This window comes from Streptomyces sp. NPDC048483 (assembly GCF_040651455.1).
Lineage (GTDB): Bacteria > Actinomycetota > Actinomycetes > Streptomycetales > Streptomycetaceae > Streptomyces.
The window spans coordinates 48,653-69,121 of the sequence record NZ_JBEZJZ010000022.1; the positions used below are offsets into that span (position 1 = coordinate 48,653).

Annotated in this window: 15 protein-coding genes and 1 pseudogene; 3 read left to right on the forward strand and 13 right to left on the reverse strand. The window is 70.6% G+C overall.

Annotation, left to right across the window (positions count from 1 at the left end):
- Positions 1-77: 77 nt before the first annotated feature.
- On the reverse strand, positions 78-1,727 hold the full coding sequence (locus tag AB0D04_RS14630; RefSeq protein ID WP_362702848.1) for a long-chain fatty acid--CoA ligase: 1,650 nt from the start codon (positions 1,725-1,727) through the stop codon (positions 78-80).
- 194 nt (positions 1,728-1,921) lie between these two features.
- Entirely contained in the window at positions 1,922-3,778 is a 1,857-nt protein-coding gene (locus tag AB0D04_RS14635; RefSeq protein WP_362702903.1) for a SpoIIE family protein phosphatase, read from the reverse strand.
- Between the two features lie 308 nt (positions 3,779-4,086).
- Between AB0D04_RS14635 and AB0D04_RS14640 the strand changes: the two genes are divergently transcribed.
- Together AB0D04_RS14640 and AB0D04_RS14645 are read left to right on the forward strand one after the other, a co-directional pair.
- The gene (locus AB0D04_RS14640; RefSeq protein ID WP_362702904.1) at positions 4,087-8,355 is read left to right on the forward strand and encodes a HAMP domain-containing protein; all 4,269 of its coding nucleotides are present in this window, start codon (positions 4,087-4,089) and stop codon (positions 8,353-8,355) included.
- A pseudogene (locus AB0D04_RS14645) lies at positions 8,352-8,804 on the forward strand (response regulator); the annotation flags it as partial. The gene AB0D04_RS14640 and the pseudogene AB0D04_RS14645, both read left to right, overlap by 4 nt.
- A gap of 442 nt (positions 8,805-9,246) precedes the next feature.
- Here AB0D04_RS14645 and AB0D04_RS14650 read toward each other — a convergent pair.
- The 8 genes from AB0D04_RS14650 to AB0D04_RS14685 all read right to left on the reverse strand — a co-directional run bounded on the left by AB0D04_RS14650 (position 9,247) and on the right by AB0D04_RS14685 (position 16,024).
- Positions 9,247-9,837, reverse strand: coding sequence for a GNAT family N-acetyltransferase (locus AB0D04_RS14650; RefSeq protein ID WP_362702849.1), 591 nt, complete (start codon positions 9,835-9,837; stop codon positions 9,247-9,249).
- Positions 9,838-9,937: 100 nt separating this feature from the next.
- Positions 9,938-10,471, reverse strand: a complete 534-nt coding sequence (locus AB0D04_RS14655; RefSeq protein ID WP_362702850.1) for a SigE family RNA polymerase sigma factor — start codon at positions 10,469-10,471, stop codon at positions 9,938-9,940.
- A gap of 189 nt (positions 10,472-10,660) precedes the next feature.
- Positions 10,661-11,827: a lipid-transfer protein gene (locus AB0D04_RS14660; protein WP_362702851.1), complete on the reverse strand. Its 1,167-nt coding sequence runs from the start codon at positions 11,825-11,827 to the stop codon at positions 10,661-10,663.
- Positions 11,824-12,213 carry a MaoC family dehydratase gene (locus AB0D04_RS14665; RefSeq protein WP_362702852.1) on the reverse strand — a complete coding sequence of 130 codons (390 nt, stop codon included), beginning with the start codon at positions 12,211-12,213 and terminating at the stop codon, positions 11,824-11,826. The genes AB0D04_RS14660 and AB0D04_RS14665 overlap by 4 nt, the downstream gene beginning before the upstream one ends.
- Complete coding sequence (locus AB0D04_RS14670) at positions 12,210-13,310, reverse strand: acyl-CoA dehydrogenase family protein (RefSeq protein ID WP_362702853.1); 1,101 nt, start codon at positions 13,308-13,310, stop codon at positions 12,210-12,212. The genes AB0D04_RS14665 and AB0D04_RS14670 overlap by 4 nt, the downstream gene beginning before the upstream one ends.
- On the reverse strand, positions 13,310-14,242 hold the full coding sequence (locus tag AB0D04_RS14675; RefSeq protein WP_362702906.1) for an OB-fold domain-containing protein: 933 nt from the start codon (positions 14,240-14,242) through the stop codon (positions 13,310-13,312). Before AB0D04_RS14675 ends, AB0D04_RS14670 begins: the two co-directional genes overlap by 1 nt.
- A 77-nt stretch (positions 14,243-14,319) precedes the next feature.
- Positions 14,320-15,477 carry an acyl-CoA dehydrogenase family protein gene (locus tag AB0D04_RS14680; protein ID WP_362702854.1) on the reverse strand — a complete coding sequence of 386 codons (1,158 nt, stop codon included), beginning with the start codon at positions 15,475-15,477 and terminating at the stop codon, positions 14,320-14,322.
- A 238-nt stretch (positions 15,478-15,715) separates the two neighbouring features.
- Complete coding sequence (locus AB0D04_RS14685) at positions 15,716-16,024, reverse strand: hypothetical protein (RefSeq protein ID WP_362702855.1); 309 nt, start codon at positions 16,022-16,024, stop codon at positions 15,716-15,718.
- 395 nt (positions 16,025-16,419) lie between these two features.
- On the opposite strand from AB0D04_RS14685, the gene AB0D04_RS14690 reads away from it, so the two are divergent.
- Positions 16,420-17,370 carry a bifunctional DNA primase/polymerase gene (locus AB0D04_RS14690; protein WP_362702856.1) on the forward strand — a complete coding sequence of 317 codons (951 nt, stop codon included), beginning with the start codon at positions 16,420-16,422 and terminating at the stop codon, positions 17,368-17,370.
- Between the two features lie 52 nt (positions 17,371-17,422).
- Here AB0D04_RS14690 and AB0D04_RS14695 read toward each other — a convergent pair whose 3' ends face one another.
- The 3 genes from AB0D04_RS14695 to AB0D04_RS14705 all read right to left on the reverse strand — a co-directional run bounded on the left by AB0D04_RS14695 (position 17,423) and on the right by AB0D04_RS14705 (position 20,426).
- Positions 17,423-18,187: a methyltransferase domain-containing protein gene (locus tag AB0D04_RS14695; RefSeq protein ID WP_362702858.1), complete on the reverse strand. Its 765-nt coding sequence runs from the start codon at positions 18,185-18,187 to the stop codon at positions 17,423-17,425.
- Positions 18,188-18,642: 455 nt separating this feature from the next.
- Positions 18,643-19,092: a GNAT family N-acetyltransferase gene (locus AB0D04_RS14700; protein ID WP_362702907.1), complete on the reverse strand. Its 450-nt coding sequence runs from the start codon at positions 19,090-19,092 to the stop codon at positions 18,643-18,645.
- Between the two features lie 221 nt (positions 19,093-19,313).
- Positions 19,314-20,426 carry a UDP-N-acetylmuramate dehydrogenase gene (locus AB0D04_RS14705; RefSeq protein WP_362702859.1) on the reverse strand — a complete coding sequence of 371 codons (1,113 nt, stop codon included), beginning with the start codon at positions 20,424-20,426 and terminating at the stop codon, positions 19,314-19,316.
- Positions 20,427-20,469: the final 43 nt, after the last annotated feature.

Here is a 20,469-nt window from a genome sequence, read left to right on the forward strand (position 1 = left end):
GGTTGCCCCCCCCGGGCGGGGCGCCCCGGGGGGGGGGGGGGGCCCGGCCCGCCCCCCCCCACGGCCGCCCGCGGGACTCACCCGAGCCGCGTCACTTCCAGCTCCCCGTCGGCGTACTGCCGCCGTAGCACCTTCTTGTCGAACTTGCCCACGCTCGTCTTCGGCACCGACGGGATCACCGCCCACCGCTCCGGCAGCTGCCAACGGGCGACCCGCTCGCCGAGGAACGCCTTCAGCTCCTCGTAAGTGACAGCCGAGCCGTCCGTCACCACCACCGTCGCCAGCGGCCGCTCGCCCCACTTCTCGTCGGGTACGGCGACGACCGCGGCCTCCGCGACGCCCGGGTGGGCCATCAGGTGGTTCTCCAGCTCGACGGACGAGATCCACTCCCCGCCCGACTTGATGACGTCCTTGGCACGGTCGGTCAGGGTCAGATACCCGTTGGGGGTGATGGTGCCGACGTCGCCGGTGCGCAGCCAGCCGTCGGGGCTGAACTTGTCCTCCGGGCGCAGTGGTTCGCCCTCGGCGCCGCCGAAGTAGGCACCCGCGATCCACGGCCCGCGGACCTCCAGTTCGCCCGCGGATTCGCCGTCCCAGGGCAGTTCCTCGCCACCGGGGCCGATCAGCCGCGCCTCCACGGAGGCGGGGAAGCGGCCCTGGGTGGCGCGGTAGGCCCACTCCTCCTCGCCGCTCACCCCGGCCGGCGGATGCCCCACGGAGCCCAGCGGGGAGGTCTCGGTCATGCCCCAGGCGTGGACGACGCGGATGCCGTGCCGTTCCTGGAAGCCGCGCATCAGGACGGGCGGGCAGGCGGAGCCGCCGATGATGACCGTGTGCAGACAGCTGACATCTCGTTTGTTGCCGTCCAGTTCGGCGAGCAGGCCCTGCCAGATGGTGGGGACGGCGGCGCCGATGGTGGGCCGTAGCGACGCGATCATCTCGGCGAGCGGGGCCGGCTGGAGGAAGCGCTCCGGCATCAGCAGGGACGCACCGGCCATGAAGGCGGCGTGCGGCAGGCCCCAGGCGTTGACGTGGAACATCGGGACGACCGGCAGCGCGAGGTCGCGGGAGCTGAGCGCGAACGCCTCGGCGTTGTTGACCTGGAGGGAGTGCAGATAGAGCGAACGGTGGCTGTAGAGCACGCCCTTGGGGTCGCCGGTCGTCCCGGAGGTGTAGCAGAGGGCGGCGGCCTCACGTTCGTCGATGTCCGGCCAGGCGTAGGTCTCCTGGCGGCCGGCGAGCAGCTCCTCGTAGTCGTGCACCTGGGCGGACGAGCCGCCGAGGAGGGAGAGGTCACCGGGGCCGGAGACGACGATGTGCTCCACCGCGGGCAGCTGCGGCAGCAGGGGGGCGAGCAGGGGGAGCAGGGTGCCGTTGACGAGGACGACCCGGTCCCCGGCGTGGTTGATGATCCAGGTCAACTGCTCCGCGGGCAGGCGGAGGTTGAGGGTGTGCAGCACCGCCCCCATGGAGGGGATGGCGAGATATGCCTCCAGGTGCTCGGCGTTGTTCCACATGAGCGTGCCGACCCGCTCCTCGGCCGCCACCCCGAGTCCCTCGCGCAGCGCATGCGCCAGCTGGGCGGCCCGGCGGCCGATCTCGGCGTAGGTACGGCGGTGCGGATCCGTACCGGTCCAGGTGATGACCTCGGAATCACCGTGGACGGTCGATCCGTGGGTGAGGATTCGCGAGACCGTGAGCGATACGTCCTGCATCGTGCTGAGCACCGGGTGCCTCCGCTTGGTTACGGACGGGTAGTGCTGCGATTCTCGATGCATACCAGGTGGTATGTCACGCGCCTGGAGTGTGTTCTTGCCCGCAGGTCAGGAAACCGGGAGGGCGGTTCAGCGCGCCGGGTGGCTGGTCACCCGCCGGGGTGGCTGTTCCCGGCGCACGGACCGGCCTTCCGGCCAGGCGCCCCTCACCCCCGCTGTCCGTTCCCGCCGCGGACCGCCTGGAGCACCAGCACCGACAGATCGTCCTCCACCGGCCCCGTGCCGAAGTCGTGCGCCGCCCGCCGTACGTGCTCCGCCAGCGCCTTGGCGCCCAGGCCCATGCCGTCCCGGAGGATCTCGGCCAGGCCGTCGTTGTCGTCGAGCTGCCAATTGCCGGAGCGGCGTTCGGTGACACCGTCGGTGACGCAGAGCAGGCTCTCACCGGGGGCGAGGTCGAAGGAGGTGGCCTGGAAATCGGAGCCTTCGTCGATGCCGAGGAGCATCTGGGGTTCGGAGGCCGGTTCCACCTTTCCGTCGACGAAGAGGTGCAGCGGCGGCGGGTGGCCGGCGGTGGCGACCGTGCAGTGGGCGCCGGACATGCCCGCCTCGACCTCCAGCTCGCCGTAGAGGAGGCTCAGGAAGCGGGAGCTGGCCTGTTCGCCGCCGAGTTCCACGGCCTCGGCGCTCTCCTCGGCCATGGCGGTGTTGAGTCTGCCGAGGACGGACTCGACGCCGTGCCCCTCGCGGGCCAGCAGCCGCACCAGGTGGCGGGCGAGTCCGGTGACCGACATCGCCTCCGGGTCCTTGCCCTGGACGTCGCCGAGCAGGAAGCACCAGCGGTGTTCGCCCATCGGGAAGATGTCGTAGAAGTCGCCGCCGACGGTCTGCCCCTCGCCGTGCGGCTCGTACACGATGGCGGTGTCGACGCCTTCGATGCTGGCCAGCGACGCGGGCAGCTGCCGGCGTTGCAGCGCCTGGCTGATGGTGGTCTGCCGGGTGTACTGGCGGGCGGTGAACACGGCCTGGGCCACCCGTCGGGCCACGTCCTCCACCATCCGTACGACGGTGTCCGTCATCTGCAGGTGTCCCGCCCGGCCGAGCAGCAGAAGGCCCTGTTCGGTGTCCCGCGCCACCAGGGGGAACGCCAGGGCCGAGCCGCCGATGTGCTCGGCGCCGGCGCTTTCCGGCCAGGGCCAGGGGATGCCCGCACTACGCACCCCGCCGACCGGCGCGTCCCGTTCCAGGTCGGCGCGCAGCGGCAGGATGCGCCGCTCGTCGACGTGCCAGACGCGGGACAGCTTCATGCCGGTGGCCTCGGTGCTCAGCCAGATGGCGCACCAGTCGGCGAGGCGGGGGACGAGCAGCTGCGCGGCGAGCGCGGTGACCATGTCCTGGTCGAGCTGTCCGGCCAGCAGCTCGCTGGTCTCGGCGAGGAAGGAGGGGCCGCCGCGGTCTGCCCATTCGGCGGGGTGCGCGTGGGCCAGATGGGCGGGATGGTCGGGGTGGGCGGGATGGTCGGGGTGGGCGGGGTGGACGCTTGCGGGGCGCGCGGCAGCACGTGGCCGGGCGGGTGGTGGGCCGGGGGGCTCGGGCTCGCCCTCCTTGGCCACCAGGCGGAACCACACCGTCTTCGAGGACTGCCGGTAGGTCACGCCCCAGGACTCCGCCACCGCGCTCACCAGCTGAAGGCCGAAGCCGGGTTCACCGGTGCGCGCGTCCACGCCGCCGTGTACGCCGCGGGAGGGGTGGCGGTCGGCGACCTCGACGACGACGCCCATGGTCGCGGGACCGTCGCCCTCGCCGTCCGGGCCGTTGCCCCCGCCGTTTCGCGCCCGGCCCGGCTCCAGGCGGCAGGTCACATCCATCTCCGTACCGGCATACATGACGGCGTTGGTGACGAGCTCGCTGACGAGGAGGAGCACGTCGTCGATGAAGCGGTCGGTGAGCGCGGCCGAACCGGGGGTGGCAGGGCGCCGCCGGGCCCGTTCGGTGAGCACCGTACGGACGAATTTGCGGGCCCCGGCGGGCGCGAGCTGATTCGCCGGCAGCCCCTTGCGGGACACGGCTTCCGTCGCGGGTGCGGACAACGGCCCCACTGCACCCCCTGGGTGCGCCTGGGAAGAAGTAATGGTGAGCGCTTTATACTATGACATATCTGCCCAAATGGATCATTGGGGGATGGTTCGCCATGGCCCGCGACCCGGCCCGGCCTCACTCCGCTTCTCCACCTCCGCACCCGGGAAGCTCCCCCTCCCCTGCCCGCTCCGACACCGCGCCTGACGGGCAGGAGGTACGTACGGGTGCCCTGCAAACGGTGCCGGGCGACCTCCAGCAGATCCGCACCGGAGACCTGCGCCAGCTGCTCGCGGCCATGAACGCACTGTGCGACGGGGATTTCACGGCGCATGCGGACGGCGTCCAGGACGGTGTACTGGCCGATATCGCGGGGGTCTTCAACCAGGTCGTGGCCCGTAACGCGCATCTGGCCGGCGAGCTGCAGCGCGTCCGCCGCGAGATCATCCGGCAGGGCCGGCTGGACGAGCGGATCACCGCGAGCCCCGGCCAGGGCGGCTGGACGACCAATGTGGATGCGGCCAATACGGTGCTCGAGGCGCTGGTGGTCCCGGTCTCGAAGGCCACCCGGGTGCTGGATGCGGTGGCGGACGGTGATCTGACCCAGCATGTCGAGCTGCACGACGGCAACCGCCAGCTCCGCGGCGATCTGCGCCGCCTGGGCAGCGGCGTCAACCGCATGGTGGACCAGCTGTCGCTGTTCACCGGCGAGGTCACCCGGGTGGCCCGCGAGGTGGGCACCGAAGGCCGGCTGGGCGGCCGGGCCAAGGCCCAGGGCCTCTCCGGCGACTGGCTGCATGTGACCGAGGCGGTCAACACCATGGCGTCGCGGCTGACGGCGCAGGTGCGTGACATCGCGGTGGTCACCACGGCGGTGGCCCGCGGCGACCTGACCCAGCAGGTGACGGTCGAGGCCACCGGTGAGCTGCTGGAGCTGAAGCTGACCGTGAACAAGATGGTCGACCAGCTGCGGGCGTTCGCCGACGAGGTCACGCGCGTGGCCCGCGAGGTCGGCACGGAAGGCCAGCTCGGCGGCCGGGCGCAGGTCCGGGGCGTGTCCGGGGTCTGGAAGGACCTCACCGACAACGTCAACTTCATGGCGTCCAACCTGACCTGGCAGGTCCGCAACATCGCGCAGGTGACGACGGCGGTGGCCAACGGCGACCTCAGCCAGAAGATCACGGTGGATGCGCGGGGCGAGATCCTGCAGCTCAAGGACACCGTGAACACCATGGTGGACCAGCTGTCCGCCTTCGCCGACGAGGTCACACGCGTGGCCCGCGAGGTCGGCACCGAGGGCCGGCTGGGCGGCCGGGCGCAGGTCCGGGGCGTATCCGGGGTCTGGAAGGACCTCACCGAGAGCGTCAACTTCATGGCCGACAACCTGACCACTCAGGTCCGCAACATCGCCCTGGTGGCGACCGCCGTCGCGGAGGGCGACCTCGGCAAGACGATCACCGTGGAGGCGAAGGGCGAGATCCTGGAGCTCAAGACCACGATCAACACCATGGTGGACCAGCTGTCCGCCTTCGCCGACGAGGTCACACGCGTGGCCCGCGAGGTCGGCACCGAGGGCAACCTCGGCGGTCAGGCCCAGGTCCGGGGCGTATCCGGGGTCTGGAAGGACCTCACCGACAACGTCAACTCCATGGCGCTCAACCTGACCTCCCAGGTCCGCAACATCGCCCAGGTGACCACGGCCGTGGCCAATGGCGACCTGTCGAAGAAGATCGATGTGGACGCCCGGGGCGAGATCCTGGAGCTGAAGGAAACCGTGAACACCATGGTTCAGCAGCTGCGGGCGTTCGCGGACGAGGTCACGCGGGTGGCCCGCGAGGTCGGCACCGAGGGCCGGCTGGGCGGCCGGGCGCAGGTCCACGGCGTGTCCGGGGTCTGGAAGAACCTCACCGACAACGTCAACTCCATGGCCGACAACCTGACCTCCCAGGTCCGCAACATCGCCCAGGTCGCCACGGCCGTGGCCAAGGGCGACCTGTCCAAGAAGATCGATGTGGACGCCCGGGGCGAGATCCTGGAGCTCAAGTCCACCATCAACACCATGGTCGACACCCTCTCGTCGTTCTCCTCCGAGGTGACGCGAGTGGCGCGCGAGGTGGGCAGCGAGGGGCAGCTGGGCGGCCAGGCCCGGGTCGAGGGCGTCTACGGCACCTGGAAGAAGCTGACCACCAGCGTCAACGAGCTGGCGCTGAACCTGACCACACAGGTCCGGGCGATCGCCGAGGTCGCCAGCGCGGTCACCCAGGGCGATATGTCCGGCTCCATCTCGGTGGAGGCCCAGGGCGAGGTCGCCGCGCTGAAGAACAACGTCAACCTCATGGTGGCGAACCTGCGCGAGACCACCCGCGCCAAGGACTGGCTGGAGTCCAACCTCACCCGTATCGCCGGCCTGATGCAGGGCCACCGCGACCTGGTCGAGGTCGCCGACCTGATCCTGCGCGAGCTGACACCGCTGGTGAACGCGCAGTTCGGCGCGTTCTTCCTGGCCGAGGCGGGCGCAGAGCCGGGCGAAGGGCTGGAGTTCATCGCCGGTTACGGCACCGGGCAGGCCGAGGGCCGGCGCTCGCTGCCCAGCCCCGGCACCCCCGGCTGGGGCCTGATCACCCAGGCCGCGATGGAGAAGAAGCGCATCCTCGTCGACGCCGTCCCCGCGGACTACATCACCATCCGCTCCGGGCTCGGCGCCGCCGCTCCCGCCAGCGTCGTCATCCTGCCCGTCCTCTTCGAGGACCAGGTGCTCGGCGTGATCGAGCTGGCGTCGTTCAGCCGGTTCAGCGAAGTACACCTCGCCTTCATCGACCAGTTCGCCAACACCATCGGCGTCTCCATCAACACCATCATCGCCAACTCCCGTACGGAATCCCTCCTTTCGGAATCCCAGCGGCTGACCGCCGAGCTGCGCCAACGCTCCGACGAGCTCCAGCTCACCAACGCCGAGCTGGAGGAAAAGGCGGCCCTGCTCGCCACCTCGTCCCAGTACAAGTCCGAATTCCTGGCCAATATGTCGCACGAGCTGCGCACCCCCCTCAACTCCCTCCTCGTGCTCTCCCGCCTCCTCGCCGACAACCCCGACAGCCGGCTCTCCCCGCAGGAGGTGGAGTTCGCGGTCACCATCCACCGCGCCGGCTCCGATCTCCTCCAGCTCATCAACGACATCCTCGACCTGTCGAAGATCGAGGCAGGGAGGATGGACGTCCACCCCAAGGCCCTCCCCCTGGACAAGCTCCTCGACTACGTCCGGGCGACCTTCCGCCCGCTCACCGCCGACCGCGGCCTCTCCTTCGACGTCAAGGTCGGCGAGAACGTCCCCCGCGAGCTGTTCTCCGACGAACAGCGCCTCCAGCAGATCCTGCGCAACCTCCTCTCCAATGCCGTGAAGTTCACCTCCACCGGCGGCGTCGAACTCAGCGTCGAACGCGTACCGTCCGCCGACTTCACGGAGGAGCCCCTGCGCAAGGCCGATGTCGTCCTCGCCTTCGCGGTCAAGGACACCGGCATCGGCATCCCGCCGGAGAAACTCAACGGCATCTTCGAGGCGTTCCAGCAGTCCGACGGCACCACCAACCGCAAGTACGGCGGCACCGGCCTCGGCCTCTCCATCAGCCGCGACATGGCCGCCCTGCTCGGCGGCCGGATCATCGCCGAAAGCGAACCCGGCGCCGGCTCGACCTTCACCCTCTACGTCCCCGCCCGCTACACCGGCGCCACCCTCCTCTCCCTTCCCCCGGCCTCGACGACCGCCTCCATTCCCACTATTCGTGACAACGGAACTACTGTGCGTAATGTTCCCGTCGTGGCAGGAAAAATTGCGGAGCTCCGCACCGATGGCACGGCGCCCGACGCCGAGGCGCACACCAAGGACCCGGTGAGCGCCTTCGACGAGCCGGAAGCCCCCGCCCGTACGGCAACTCCGGCCGCCTCCCGCCCCGATGGCCCGGACGTCGCCTGGCCGGAGACCACCCGCCTCAGGGAATGGCTCAGCGGCCGCCCCGGCCGGGTGCTGGCCAACCGCCAGATCCTCATCGTCGACGACGACATCCGCAATGTCTTCGCGCTCACGCATGTACTGGGCCGGGTCGGCATCAGCGTGAAGTACGCGGAGAACGGCCGCGAAGGCCTCGAGGTCCTGGACCGGACGCCCGATGTGTCGCTGATCCTGATGGACATCATGATGCCCGAAATGGATGGTTACGAGATGATCAAGGCGATCCGTCACGCACCCCGCTTCGCGGAGCTGCCGGTCATCGCGCTCACCGCGAAGGCCATGCCGGGCGACCGCGAGAAGGCGATAGAGAGCGGGGCCGACGACTACATCCCCAAGCCCGTCGACGTCGACCGGCTGCTGGCAGTGATCTGCCGCCTCCTGGATCCGCAGGACCGTACGGGACCCGCCGCACGGCCGGAGCCCCCGGACAGCAACGGAACCACCGAGGCGGCGTCCGGCGAGGCAGCGGCCAGGGAGGCGACGGCCGCCAGAGAGCCGGCGGCCCACGAGCCGGACACCCCCGGCCCTGACGACACCGGCGGCACTACGGGGGAGGCCACATGACCACCGCACTCGACAGCCCCCCTGGCATCCTCATCGTCGACGACATGGAGGAGAACCTGGTCGCCCTGGAGGCCGTCCTCGGCTCGCTCAGCCAGCACGTGGTCCGCGCGCGCTCGGGCGAGGAGGCGCTCAAGGCGATGCTGCGCGAGGAGTTCGCGGTCGTCCTCATCGACGTCCTGATGCCGGGCATGAACGGCTTCGAGACCGCCGCCAACATCAAGGGCCTCGACCAGACCAAGGACGTCCCGATCATCCTCCTGACCGGCGCCTCCGTGGACCCCAACTACGCCTACCGCGGCTACACGGTCGGCGCGGCCGACTTCCTCATCAAGCCCTTCGACCCATGGCTGCTGCGCACCAAGGTCAATGTCTTCCTGGAACTGCACCGGAAGAACCGCCAACTGGCCGCCCAGGCCGAGCAGTTGAAGCGGCTGCTCACATCGGAGGAGGCCGCCGGGGACGCCGTGACCCAGGCCCCCGCCCAGCTCCCCATGGAACCCTCGGAGCCCACGGAACCCGCCGAGCCACCTCCCGCGGCCACGTCCCCCCAGCCGGCCCAGCCCATGGAGACGGTAGAACTCCCGGACACCCCCACCCTCTCCGCATCCTCCACACCCCCCACCACGCCTTCCACCTCCCCCTCCACGCCCTCCCCGTCCTCCGAGTCCCCCCTGACCCCCCGCGTCGGCCTCCCCCACGGGCAGGACGCCCTCGCCACCGGCCCCGGCGAGGCTGCCCGGCTCGCCGAGGTCGTCGGCCAGCTCACCGAGATCGAATCCATGCTGCGCGACACGGAAGGCCCCGAACCCACCAACCTCGCCGACCGCATCGCCGAACTGGAACAGGCCGTGGGCAGACTGCTGGTGAGCCGGGGAACGTAGCGCCCCCGCCTCACTCGCCGGTGCGGCGCCGCTGCCGTTCCGCGGGGATCCGGTACACCACGCTGCGGCGCAGCGGGCCTTCGGGGTAGGCCGGGTCGTCGAAGTCGTCGGCGGGGTCGTGGGTCATGCCGAGGCGGCGCATCACGGCCTGGGAGCGGAGATTGGTGGCAGCCGTTACGGCGAGGATCTCCGGCAGCGCGAGGTCCTCGAAGCCGTAGGACAGGGCGGCCCGGGCGGCCTCGGTGGCGTAACCGTGGCCCCAGGCCGACCGGGGCAGCCGCCAGCCGGCCTCCACTGCGGTGAACGGCGCCTTGTCATCGGCCGGATCCAGCCCGGCGAACGGCGCGCCGTCCTCGACCGGTCCCAGCCCGGTGACCCCGATGAACTCCCCGGTGTCGAGCACCTCTACCGCCCACCACCCCCAGCCCCGCCGTGCGATACCGGTCCGGAAGCGGGCCACCGAGGCCTCGCTCTGCTCGCGCGTGAGCACATCCGGGAAGTAGGCACGGACCTCGGGATCGGCATTCATCGCCGCCCAGGGGGCGAGGTCGGACTCCCGCCAGTTGCGGAGTATCAGGCGGTCGGTTCGCAGTTCGGACATCGGGTCAATCTACTCGCCGGGGTGGTGCAACCCCGCCGGTTTTTCGGGGAGTTGCCGACCACAAGCCACCGGCCCTCGCCCCCTCCCCCGGCAAGGCCCCCTACCCGATCACCGCCAACTCCGGATCCTCCCGGAGCTTGGCCAGGGCGCGGGAGACGGCGCTCTTGACCGTGCCCACCGAGACCTCCATGACCTCGGCGGTCTGGGCCTCGCTGAGATCCTCGTAATAGCGCAGGACGACCATGGCCCGCTGGCGCGGGGGCAGCCGCATCACCGCGCGCCACATCGCATCCCGCAGGCCCTGGAGCTCGGCCGGGTCGGGGGCCGGCGTCGGGTCCGGCTCGGGGAGTTCGTCGCAGGCGAACTCCTCGACCTTGCGCTTGCGCCACTGGGAGGTGCGGGTGTTGATCAGCGCGCGGCGGACATAGCCGTCCAGGGCGCGGTGGTCCTCGATGCGCTCCCAGGCCACGAAGGTCTTGGCGAGGGCGGTCTGGAGCAGGTCCTCGGCGTCGTTCGGGTTGGCGGACAGCGACCGCGCAGCGCGCAGCAGGACCGGCCCCCGGGCCCGTACATAGGACGAGAACGTCGGGAACACAGCGGCGGTCGAAGCGCCCTTGCACACTGGCGTGGTCATGTGGTCCACGCTAGAAGCGGGCCGGGGGCTGGGGGATCGGTCCCAGGTGCCGAAGACCCCTCCCCCTCAAGTTGTACAGGTGGTGCCGGCCCCACCTCCTCAGGGGGGACGGGCCCGCCGCTACCCCTAGGTGGTGGCGCTGTGGGGCCGCCGGGTGGCGGCCGGCGGGACCGTCACACCACCCGCCCCTCACCCGTCCCGTCCCAGCACCAATCCCGACGTCGGCACCCCCGTCCCCGCCGTCACCAGCACCCGCCCCGCATCCGGTACTTGGTTGACCGACGTCCCGCGCAGCTGCCGCACGCCCTCCGCGATCCCGTTCATGCCGTGCAGATACGCCTCGCCGAGCTGCCCGCCATGAGTGTTGAGCGGCAGCGCGTCCGCGGCCACGAAATCGGCGGCCTCGCCAGGCCCGCAGAAGCCGAATTCCTCCAGCTGCATCAGCACGAACGGCGTGAAGTGGTCGTAGAGGATCGCGACGTCGATATCGGCGGGTATGAGCCCGGAGGTGCGCCACAGCTGCCGGGCGACGACGTTCATCTCGGGCAGGCCGGCCAGGTCGTCACGGTAGAAGCTGGTCATCTGCTCCTGGGCGCGGCCGGCCCCCTGCGCCGCGGCCGTGATCAGTGCCGGCGGCCGGCGCAGGTCGCGGGCCCGCTCGGGCGAGGTCACCACGACGGCCTGGCCCCCGTCCGTCTCCTGGCAGCAGTCCAGCAGCCGCAGCGGCTCCACGATCCACCGGGAGGCGGCGTGGTCGGCGAGGGTGATGGGCTTGCCGTAGAAGTACGCGGCGGGGTTACGGGCCGCGTGGCGGCGGTCGGTGACGGCGACCTGGCCGAACGCGTCCGGCGTCAGGCCGTACGTGTGGAGATAGCGCTGCGCGGCCATCGCGACCCAGGAGGCGGGCGTGAGCAGCCCGAACGGGAGGTTCCAGCCGAGCGCGGCGCCCTCGGCGGACGGCTCGCGCTGCTGGACACCGGAGCCGAAGCGGCGGCCGGAGCGCTCGTTGAAGGCGCGGTAGCAGACGACGACATCGGCGATGCCGGTGGCGACGGCCAGGGCCGCCTGCTGGACGGTGGCGCAGGCCGCGCCGCCCCCGTAGTGGACGCGCGAGAAGAACGACAGCTCGCCGATGCCGGCGGCCTGCGCGAGGGTGATCTCGGGGGTGGTGTCCATGGTGAAGGTGACCAGGCCGTCGACGTCCGCGGGGGCGAGCCCGGCGTCGTCCAGGGCGGCGTGTACGGCCTCGACGGCGAGCTTGAGTTCGCTGCGGCCGGAGTCCTTGGAGAATTCGGTGGCGCCGATGCCGGCGATGGCGGCCCGGCCGGAGAGGGAGTCGGGGCGGCGGACGCTCATCGGCCGGCCTCCAGGTGGACGGTGACCGTGCCGGTGACGTGGTGGCCGAGCCCGTTCGCGCCGACGACGCGGATCCGGGCCGTGGCACCGTCGACGGCGGTGACCGTACCGCTCAACACCATCGTGTCTCCAGGGTAGTTGGGCGCTCCCAGGCGTATCGCCACCTTGCGGAGTACGGCGGTGGGCCCGAAGTGGTCGGTGATGTACCGGCCGACCAGGCCGTTGGTGGTGAGGATGTTCATGAAGATGTCGGGCGAGCCCTTCTCCTTGGCGAGCCCGGCGTCATGGTGCACGTCCTGGTAATCGCGCGAGGCGAGGGCGCCGGCGACGATCAGGGTGCGGGTGATGGGGACCTCCAGGGGAGGCAGCTCGTCGCCGGCCTTCATGCCCGGCCCTCCTCGTTCGGCAACTCGTGCGGGGTGGGCATCCTGTCCGTGCCGAGCAACTCACCCATGGCGAGCAACTCACCCATCTCTTCCAGGAGTTGGGCTCCCGATCCCAGATAGGCGGCCAGTTGCCGACCCCAGAGGAAGTGCCGGTGAACGGGGTGGTCGACATCGGCGCCGATGCCGCCGTGCAGATGCTGGCCCGTGTGCACGACACGGGTGCCCGCCTCGGCGGCCCACCAGGCGGCGGTCAGCGCATGCGGGGCGGCGTCCAGCCCTTCGTCGCGGCGCCAGGCGGCCTCGTACGCGGTGACCCGGATCGCCTCGGTGTCCATGCAGGCGTCGGCGGCGCGCAGCAGGACTCCCTGGTTGGTGGAGAGGGGGCGGCCGAACTGCTCGCGGGTGGTGGTGTGCGCGACCGCGCGGGCCAGCGAGCCCGCGCACACTCCGGCCTGGAGGGCGGCGAAGGCGATACGGGCGGTGGCCAGGACGTCGGCGTACGCGCCGGCGCCGCCCAGCCGCTCGCCGGGCGCCCCGTCCAGGCCGAGCCGCCCCGCGGACCACGGCGCGGTCGTCGCCACCGGGTCGCGCCGCACCCCTGGGTCATCGGTCCGTACGAGCCACAGCGCCTGCCGGGCGTCCGCCACCAGGACATGGGTCGCCTCGCGCAGCCACGGCACCACCGGGACCACGCCGGTCAGCCGCCCCGCCCCGCCCGACAGCCCCTCGGCCCGTACGCCGGACTGCGCCGGAAACGCGCCGGTGGCGACCGCGTCGCCCGCCCGCAGGCCGGGCAGCAGCCGCTCCCGCTGCGCCGCGCTGCCGTGGGCGCCCAGCGCCAGCAGCCCGTACACGCAGCTGGCGGCGAACGGCACCTGCGCCGTCGTACGCCCCTGCTCCCCCAGCAGCAGGACGAGCCCCAGCAGCCCGGTCTCCTCGACCGCACCCGGCAGCCCGGCCGCGCACAGCGCCTTCCACAGCTCGGCGTCGGCGGCCGTACCCAGCCCGGCCAGGCGCTCCGGCGTCGACAGATCGGCGAAGATCTCGGCAGCCAGTGCGCTCGCGGCCGACTGCTCCTCCGTAGGCGTGAAGTCCATCAGCCGCCGCTCCCCACCAGCCCGTTGAACACCGGCAGTTCCAAGTCCTCGTCCACCCGCAGGAATTCCAGCCGCACCGGCATCCCGATCCGCACCTTGTCGTACGGCACCCCGACCACATTGCTGACCATCCGCACCCCTTCGGCGAGCTCGATGAGGGCCACGGCGTAGGGAGGGGCGAAGGCGGGGAAGGGCGGATGGTGCATCACCACGTACGAATAGACGGTGCCCTCGCCGCTCGCCTCGACGGTGTCCCATTCCTGCGATCCGCACGCGTTGCACCCGGGCAGCCAGGGGAAGCGCAGCGTGGCGCACCCGCCGCACCGCTGGATCAGCAGGCGATGCCCGGCGACGCCGTCCCAGAACCCTGCGTTGTCCCGGTTGATCACCGGCCGCGGCCGCTTGGCCTTCGGTTTCCGCGCAGTGGAAGGGGCGGCGCGGAGCGCCTCCGGCAAGGGTGGTGGCGGGAGACGGGTGGGCTGGTACTTGAGGATCCGGAACCGGTGCGTCCCCACCGGCTCCGGATCCCCGTCCACCCGGACATCCATCCGCGTCGTGACAAAGTGCCCGGCCCCCAGCTTCGTCGTCTTGCGCTCCGATACGGACTCGATCACCGCGTCGAAGGTGATCCGGTCGCCGGGGCGCAGCGGGCGCAGATACTCCTGCTCACAATCGGTGGCGACGACCGAGGTGTACCCGGCGCCGTCCAGCAGCCCGAACAGCTCGTCGTACGCCGACGAGCGGTCGGTGTGCCCGGAGAGCCCGCCCATCGTCCAGGCCTGGAGCATCGTCGGCGGGGCGACCGCGTCCGGGCCCTGGTAGGCGGGGTGGGTGTCGCCCATCGCCTCGCACCAGTGCCGGATCATCGGTTCATTGACGGGGTCCTTGCCGACGCCGGCGGTGGCCGCGGGCCGCCCCTCGTACGCCTTCAGCCGCTCGTAGAGTCCGCCCGCTTGGCGTCCGTCGGCCTTGGGGCCGTCCGCCTGGAGCCCGTCCGCCTGGAGATCACTCACCGCCGCCCCCTCCGCATCCCCAGTCGCATCGTCGCCACGATCTCCCGCTGGACCTCGCTCACGCCGCCCCCGAAGGTGTTGATCTGCGCCGCACGGTTCATCCGCTCCAGCTCACCACCCTCGAAGTCCCCCGGGGACCCGGCCCGCAGCAGGGCGGCATCGCCGACCACCTCCTGGCACATCCGGTAGACCTCGACGGTGCTCTCCGTACCGGCGAATTTCACGCCGCTGGCATCGCCGGGGCTCAGCGTCCCCGCGCCCACATCACCGACCAGCCGCCAGTTCAGCAGCCGGGTGGCGGCCAGCCGGGCGTGCGCCTCGGCGAGCCGGGACCGTACCCAGGGACGGTCCGCCGGTCGCCGGCCGGTCTCCGGGTCCGGTGTACGGGCGTACGCCAACGCCGCCTCGAATGCGTCCTCGGCCTGCATGCCGATCGCCGCCAGCGCGACCCGCTCGTGGTTGAGCTGGTTGGTGATCAGCTGCCAGCCGGCGTTCTCCTCGCCGACGAGGCTGCCGGCCGGGACCCGTACGCCGTCGTAGTACGTGGCGGTGGTCATCAGGCCGCCGACCGTCTCGATCGGGGTCCAGGAGAAGCCGGGTGCGTCGGTGGGCACGAGCAGGATGGAGATGCCCTTGTGCTTGGGGGCTTCGGGGTCGGTGCGGCAGGCGAGCCAGATCCAGTCGGCCTGGTGGGCGTTGCTGGTGAAGCTCTTGCTGCCGTCGATCAGCCAGTCCGGGCCCGCTTTTGTGGCGCGGGTACGGAGGGCGGCGAGGTCGGTGCCCGCCTCCGGTTCCGTATAGCCGATCGCGAAGACGATCTCGCCGGTGAGGATGCGCGGCAGGAAAAAGTCCTTCTGGCGCTGCGTTCCGTACTTCATCAGGGTCGGACCGACGGTGTTGAGGGTGACCATCGATACGGGCGCGCCCGCGCGGTAGGCCTCGTCGAAGAAGACGAACTGCTCGTCGGGGCCACGCCCTTGGCCGCCGTACGCGGTCGGCCAGCCCAGTCCCAGCATGCCGTCGGCGCCGATGCGGCGGAGCACCGCGCGCTGTGCGGCGGGGTCCTCGACCGGCCCGTCGGGCAGCAGGTCCCGGAAGTAGGCGCGGAGTTCGGTGCGCAGCTGCTCCTGGCGCGCGGTGGGGGCGAGGTGCACGTCGGCGGCCTCCCCTTCTGGTGGCCGTACGTCCGGTGCGCAGGGGAGCCGGGCGTACGAACGAACGAGCGGGTTTCTGACTGTCCGTCAGAAACCCGCTCGCTGTCAAGGTCGGCGCAGTGAACCCCGGCGCAGCCCGCGAACCGCCCGTGCCGACCTCGGCAGATCACCTGTCCTGGCTCATCCATCGCTCCTCTTCGGCCGGCCGCCACTCCCCATGGCGGCGGGCCGGGGAAGGTCAGCCGACGTTGTTGCCGAAGCTGACGCTGGCGTTGTCCTGGTCGATGGCCGTGTAGCCGGAGCCGTTCACGCTCGCGGTGTTGTTCTGGTTGGAGGCGCCTGCACCGTTGGCGACCTGCTGGCCGGTGGTCGAGTTTCCGTTGTTGTCGCCGACGACGCCGGTACCCGCCTGGCTCACGGCGGCCGAGCTCGACCCATGGTCCGCAAGGCCGCCGTTGTCGGCCTGCGCCACACCGCTGAAGAGAACGGCCGCAAAGGGCAGGGCGGCGGCAACAGCGATGACGCGGGCGGTACGGGTGCTTGCCATGTCTATTCCTCCTACGGAACACAACTTCTGGATCTGACCTACGCGATCGGACCGACACGATCCGCTCTGCGTCACTACTGGTGGCTCTGAACTGGTGGCTCTGATCTGTTTGCGATCTGCTTGCCAACTTCATTTGCTTACCGGGTAGTTGGCCGACCACCCGGCGTCTGCCTCGACGTCGCGACCTCAGAATTGCCCACCGAATCCCCGGCGAACCCGTCATCAAGGGTCGATTCCCTCGCAAGTATGAGGAACATCGGATAAACCATCTCCACGCCCCAGCGCCCCCGCCCACGCCCCCAAGCCCTCGTGACCTGCCGTTTCCACCCCCTCCACCCCGGCTCCCCCTCCCCTCCCCCCTTCCTTTTCTCGAACATTCGTACGAAAATAGACCCATGGGCACGCCACAAAGCAATGCCGCCGACCCACCGCCCACCGGGCTCTCCACCGGGCTCTCCACTGGGCCCGCCGCCGGGCCCCGGCCGGCCCCGCGCCCGCCGTCCCGCCCGCACCCGGACGCCCATGCCGCCGCGCTCGCCCACGCCCTGTACGCCGCCGAGCGCGGTTACGCCGTCATCCCGCTGACCCGCACCAAGCACCCCGCCATCCGCTCACCGCACCGCGGTCACCCCGAGACGCCGCCCTGCCGCGGCACCTGCGGCCGGATCGGGCACGGCGTCCACGACGCGAGCTGCGATCCCCTCGACATCCGCCGCATGTTCGCCGCGGCCCCCTGGGCCACCGGGTACGGCATCGCCTGCGGCCTGCCGCCGCACCACCTCATCGGCATCGACCTCGACACCAAGAACGGCGCCGACGCGCTCACCGCCCTCCGCTTCCTCGCCGAACAGCACCGCTTCCCGCTGCCGCCGACGGTGACCGTCCGCACCCCGAGCGGCGGCCACCATCTCTGGTTCACCGGCCCGCCATCGCCACCCGTCCCCAACTCCATCGGGCGTCTCGCCCCGGGCATCGACATCCGCGGGGCCGGCGGCTATCTGGTCGGCCCCGGCTCCCTCACGGCTCGCGGCCGCTATGTCCTCGCGCCCGGCGCACCCCGCGTACCCGCCCCCGCACCGCACGCGCTGCTCGCCCTGCTGACTCCTCCACCCAGCCGCCACGAAACCCCTTCCCCCGTCCCCCCGCAGCCCGCCTCCGCACTGATCCGCTTCGTCCGCACCTCCCCCAAAGGCCAGCGCAACGCCCGCCTCTTCTGGGCCGCCTGCCGCGCCCACGACGCCGGCCTGGGCCAGGAACTGGGCGCCCGGCTCATCGAGGCCGCGTGCCATACGGGGCTGACCGAACAGGAGGCGCGGGGGACGATTGCGTCGGCGGGGCGTCGGTGAGCCACGGGGCGCGAAGTCACCCGGAACCGGAATCAGAATCGATCGGCTGGGGTTACTTCCGCGCCTCGATCAAAAACCGCGTCGTATGGGCCACAAACGCCCCCTCCCGCCGAATCAACGCGTCCAACTCCCGCAGCCGATCCCGGTATTGGTCCACGGTGAACCCGGGCACCATCCAGATCACCTTCCGCAGAAAGTAGACAACCGCCCCGATATCGAGGAACTCGGTCCGCAGCGACTCCGCCCGGAGATCGACCACCTCCAGCCCGGCCGCCTTCGCCGCCCGCCGCGCATCCTCAGGATGCCGGGCCCGCCGTACGTCCTCCGGCTGCGCCCCCAGGAAGTACTCCACCAGCTCGAACACGCTGGCCGGGCCGACCTGTTGGGAGAAGTACGTGCCGCCCGGCCGCAGCACCCGGGCGACCTCCTCCCACCACACGGTCACCGGATGGCGGCTGGTCACCAGGTCGAAGGCCGCATCGGCGAACGGCAGCGGCGGCTCGTCCGCATCGGCCACCACGGCGGCGCCGAGCGGATGCAGCAGCGCGGTGGCCTTGGCGACATTCGGCGGCCAGGATTCCGTGGCCACCATCACCGGCGGAAATTCCTCCGCCTCGGCGAGCACTTCCCCGCCGCCCGTCTGAATATCCAACGCCGCCGACGCCCGCGCCAACCGCCCGCTCATTTCCCGCTGATAGCCCCACGACGGCCGCTCCTCAGTGGCCCGCCCCTCCAGCCACGAAAAGTCCCAGCCGGCCACCAATACGGCGTCCGCCTCGGCCACCAGATCCTCAAACGTCCGCGATGCATTACCCATACCGACATCATCCCGGCATATAGCTGCACACGCCAACGGTTTCCGTGCCCATACGGGCCGGCCGCCCGCCACCCCGCCTCGACCGTCAGCGCCATGCATGCCGGCCCTTCACGCGTATCACTCGTCATCGAGCACAGCGCACCACACACCATGACGTCACGTCAGAGACACCAAAGACAGCAAAGACAGCAAAGGCACCAAAGGCACCAAAGGCACCAAAGGCACCAAAGGCACCGGACAGCCAACTGGGCACCACCGCACCCCACTACAAAATCAACCTGATGCGCTGGGCCTTCTCGCCCTTTACGAGGGCCTGCTGACCGGCGACGTCGCGACGGCCGCCCTGCAGGAATTCCGCGGCCTCATCGCCGCACCCGTTCCCGCCTTACCGCGGCTCTCCCTCTTCCGGGCCAACATCTTCGAGGCCATCGAGAACACATACGCCGACCGATCCCCTACCCCACCGGAATAATGAATTCCGGCCGATCCCACATCACCGCCGGCGGCCGCGCCCAATCCGTTCCGATCCACTGAGCACCCACGCTCCGGTAAAAACCCTCGGCAGGCGGATGCGACACCACCCGCACACTCACAATCCCCGCCCGCCGTGCCTCGCCCCGCATGTGCTCCATCAGCAGCCGCCCGATACCCGCACCCTGCGCATGATCCGCTACAAACATCAGATCCAGCTCCGGAGGATCAACAATCAGCGAATAGAATCCGAGCAGCCGACCATCACCCTCTTCATCCACCGCCACAAAAACCCGATGTGCCTCTATGTAATCGGGCCCCACCCGATACCCGACAACCATCGACGCATACTTCCCCTTGTACGCCTCGGAACTACGCACCATCCGACCGAGCCGCCCGGCATCCCGCGCGCTTGCCTGCCGAATCATCACCATCCCGCCCCACCCCACATTCTTCCACCCAAGCAACTCAATCAATTCACCAATACAGTACCTCGGCCACTGGAACCGAGGTACATTCCACATTCCACATGCCACAAAGATGCACCCCCCGGCAAGATTATTTCCATTGCCCGGCTACCGGTGGCACCGTCCGCTCCGTTCCCGCATCAGGTATTCCGCCGCAACCACATGGGCGGCGGCGACAACACCCACAACTACTCCGTGGCGAAGCGGCGACCCTTCGGCGACCCTTGCCGGGGCTCCCCGCAAAAGCAGGAAGCCCCTTCCTGAGGCCAGTCGCCGAGAAAGTCGATCTCCGGTGTGAGGTGTATGCCGGTGCGCTCCAGGACACGCTGAACGACCACACCGATGGCTTCGGTGAACCCCGCCGCGCTCGCGCCCTCATCGGCGACCAGGGTGTGGTGCAGGTGCGAGACGCGTACGCCCTCGGCAACCGGGCTGCCGAGGGCGAAGCCCGCCCGCCGCATCAGCCAGCTCGCACTCACCCTGGTCGAGCCGTCGGGGAAGCGGTTGAGCGACGCGCCTTCGTCCTGCAGCCGCCTGGCCTGGGCCGGGGTCACTTCGGGGCTGAAGAAAACGCTGCCGACCGTCCGGCGGTCGGCGTCGGAGCACCCCAGCACCATGCCCTTGCGCCTCCGGACAGCCAGCACCGCCTGGGCCGCCTCGGCCGGTGGCACCCGGCTGCCGACCGGCATATCGAGCTGCTCGGCGACCATGCGGTAGGTGAGGGGGGCGCCGAGCGCGGACTTCCGCAGGGCGAAGACCAGCGTCAGCAAGGTCCAGCGGCTGGAACCCTTGAAGACACTGGAGCGGTGCGCCAGCCCGCACGCCGCCGCGTCCAGCGTGACGCGGCGGCGCGCTGTCCAGTCCCAGGCCGTCACCTCGACCAGCACGTCGGAGATCTCCTGGCCGTACGCGCCGACATTCTGGACCGGCGTGGCGCCGACGGTCCCTGGGATGCCCGTGAGCATCTCCATGCCGGTCAGCCCGTGATCGACGGTCGTGTCGACCAGATCGGACAGGGGGTGGCCGGCCTGCACCTCGACCAGGGTCCGGCCGTCGGCCGCCTCCCCTACGAACCGCACGCCCCTCGTGTCCATCCGCAGCACGGGCGACGAACAGCCCACGTCGGCGACCAGCACATTGCTGCCTGCCCCCAGGCAGGTCGGAGCGCCGGGGAAGGCTTCGGTGAGTGCGACGAACTCAGGGAAGTCGGCAAGATCCTGCAGATCGGCGAACACCGCCGCCGGGCCTCCCATGCCCAGGGTCGTCTTCCCGGCCAGCGGTAAACCGTGCGTCACGCGCATGGACGTGGTGTCTCCTCGGTGGTGTTCAACGTTCCCCAGTGGT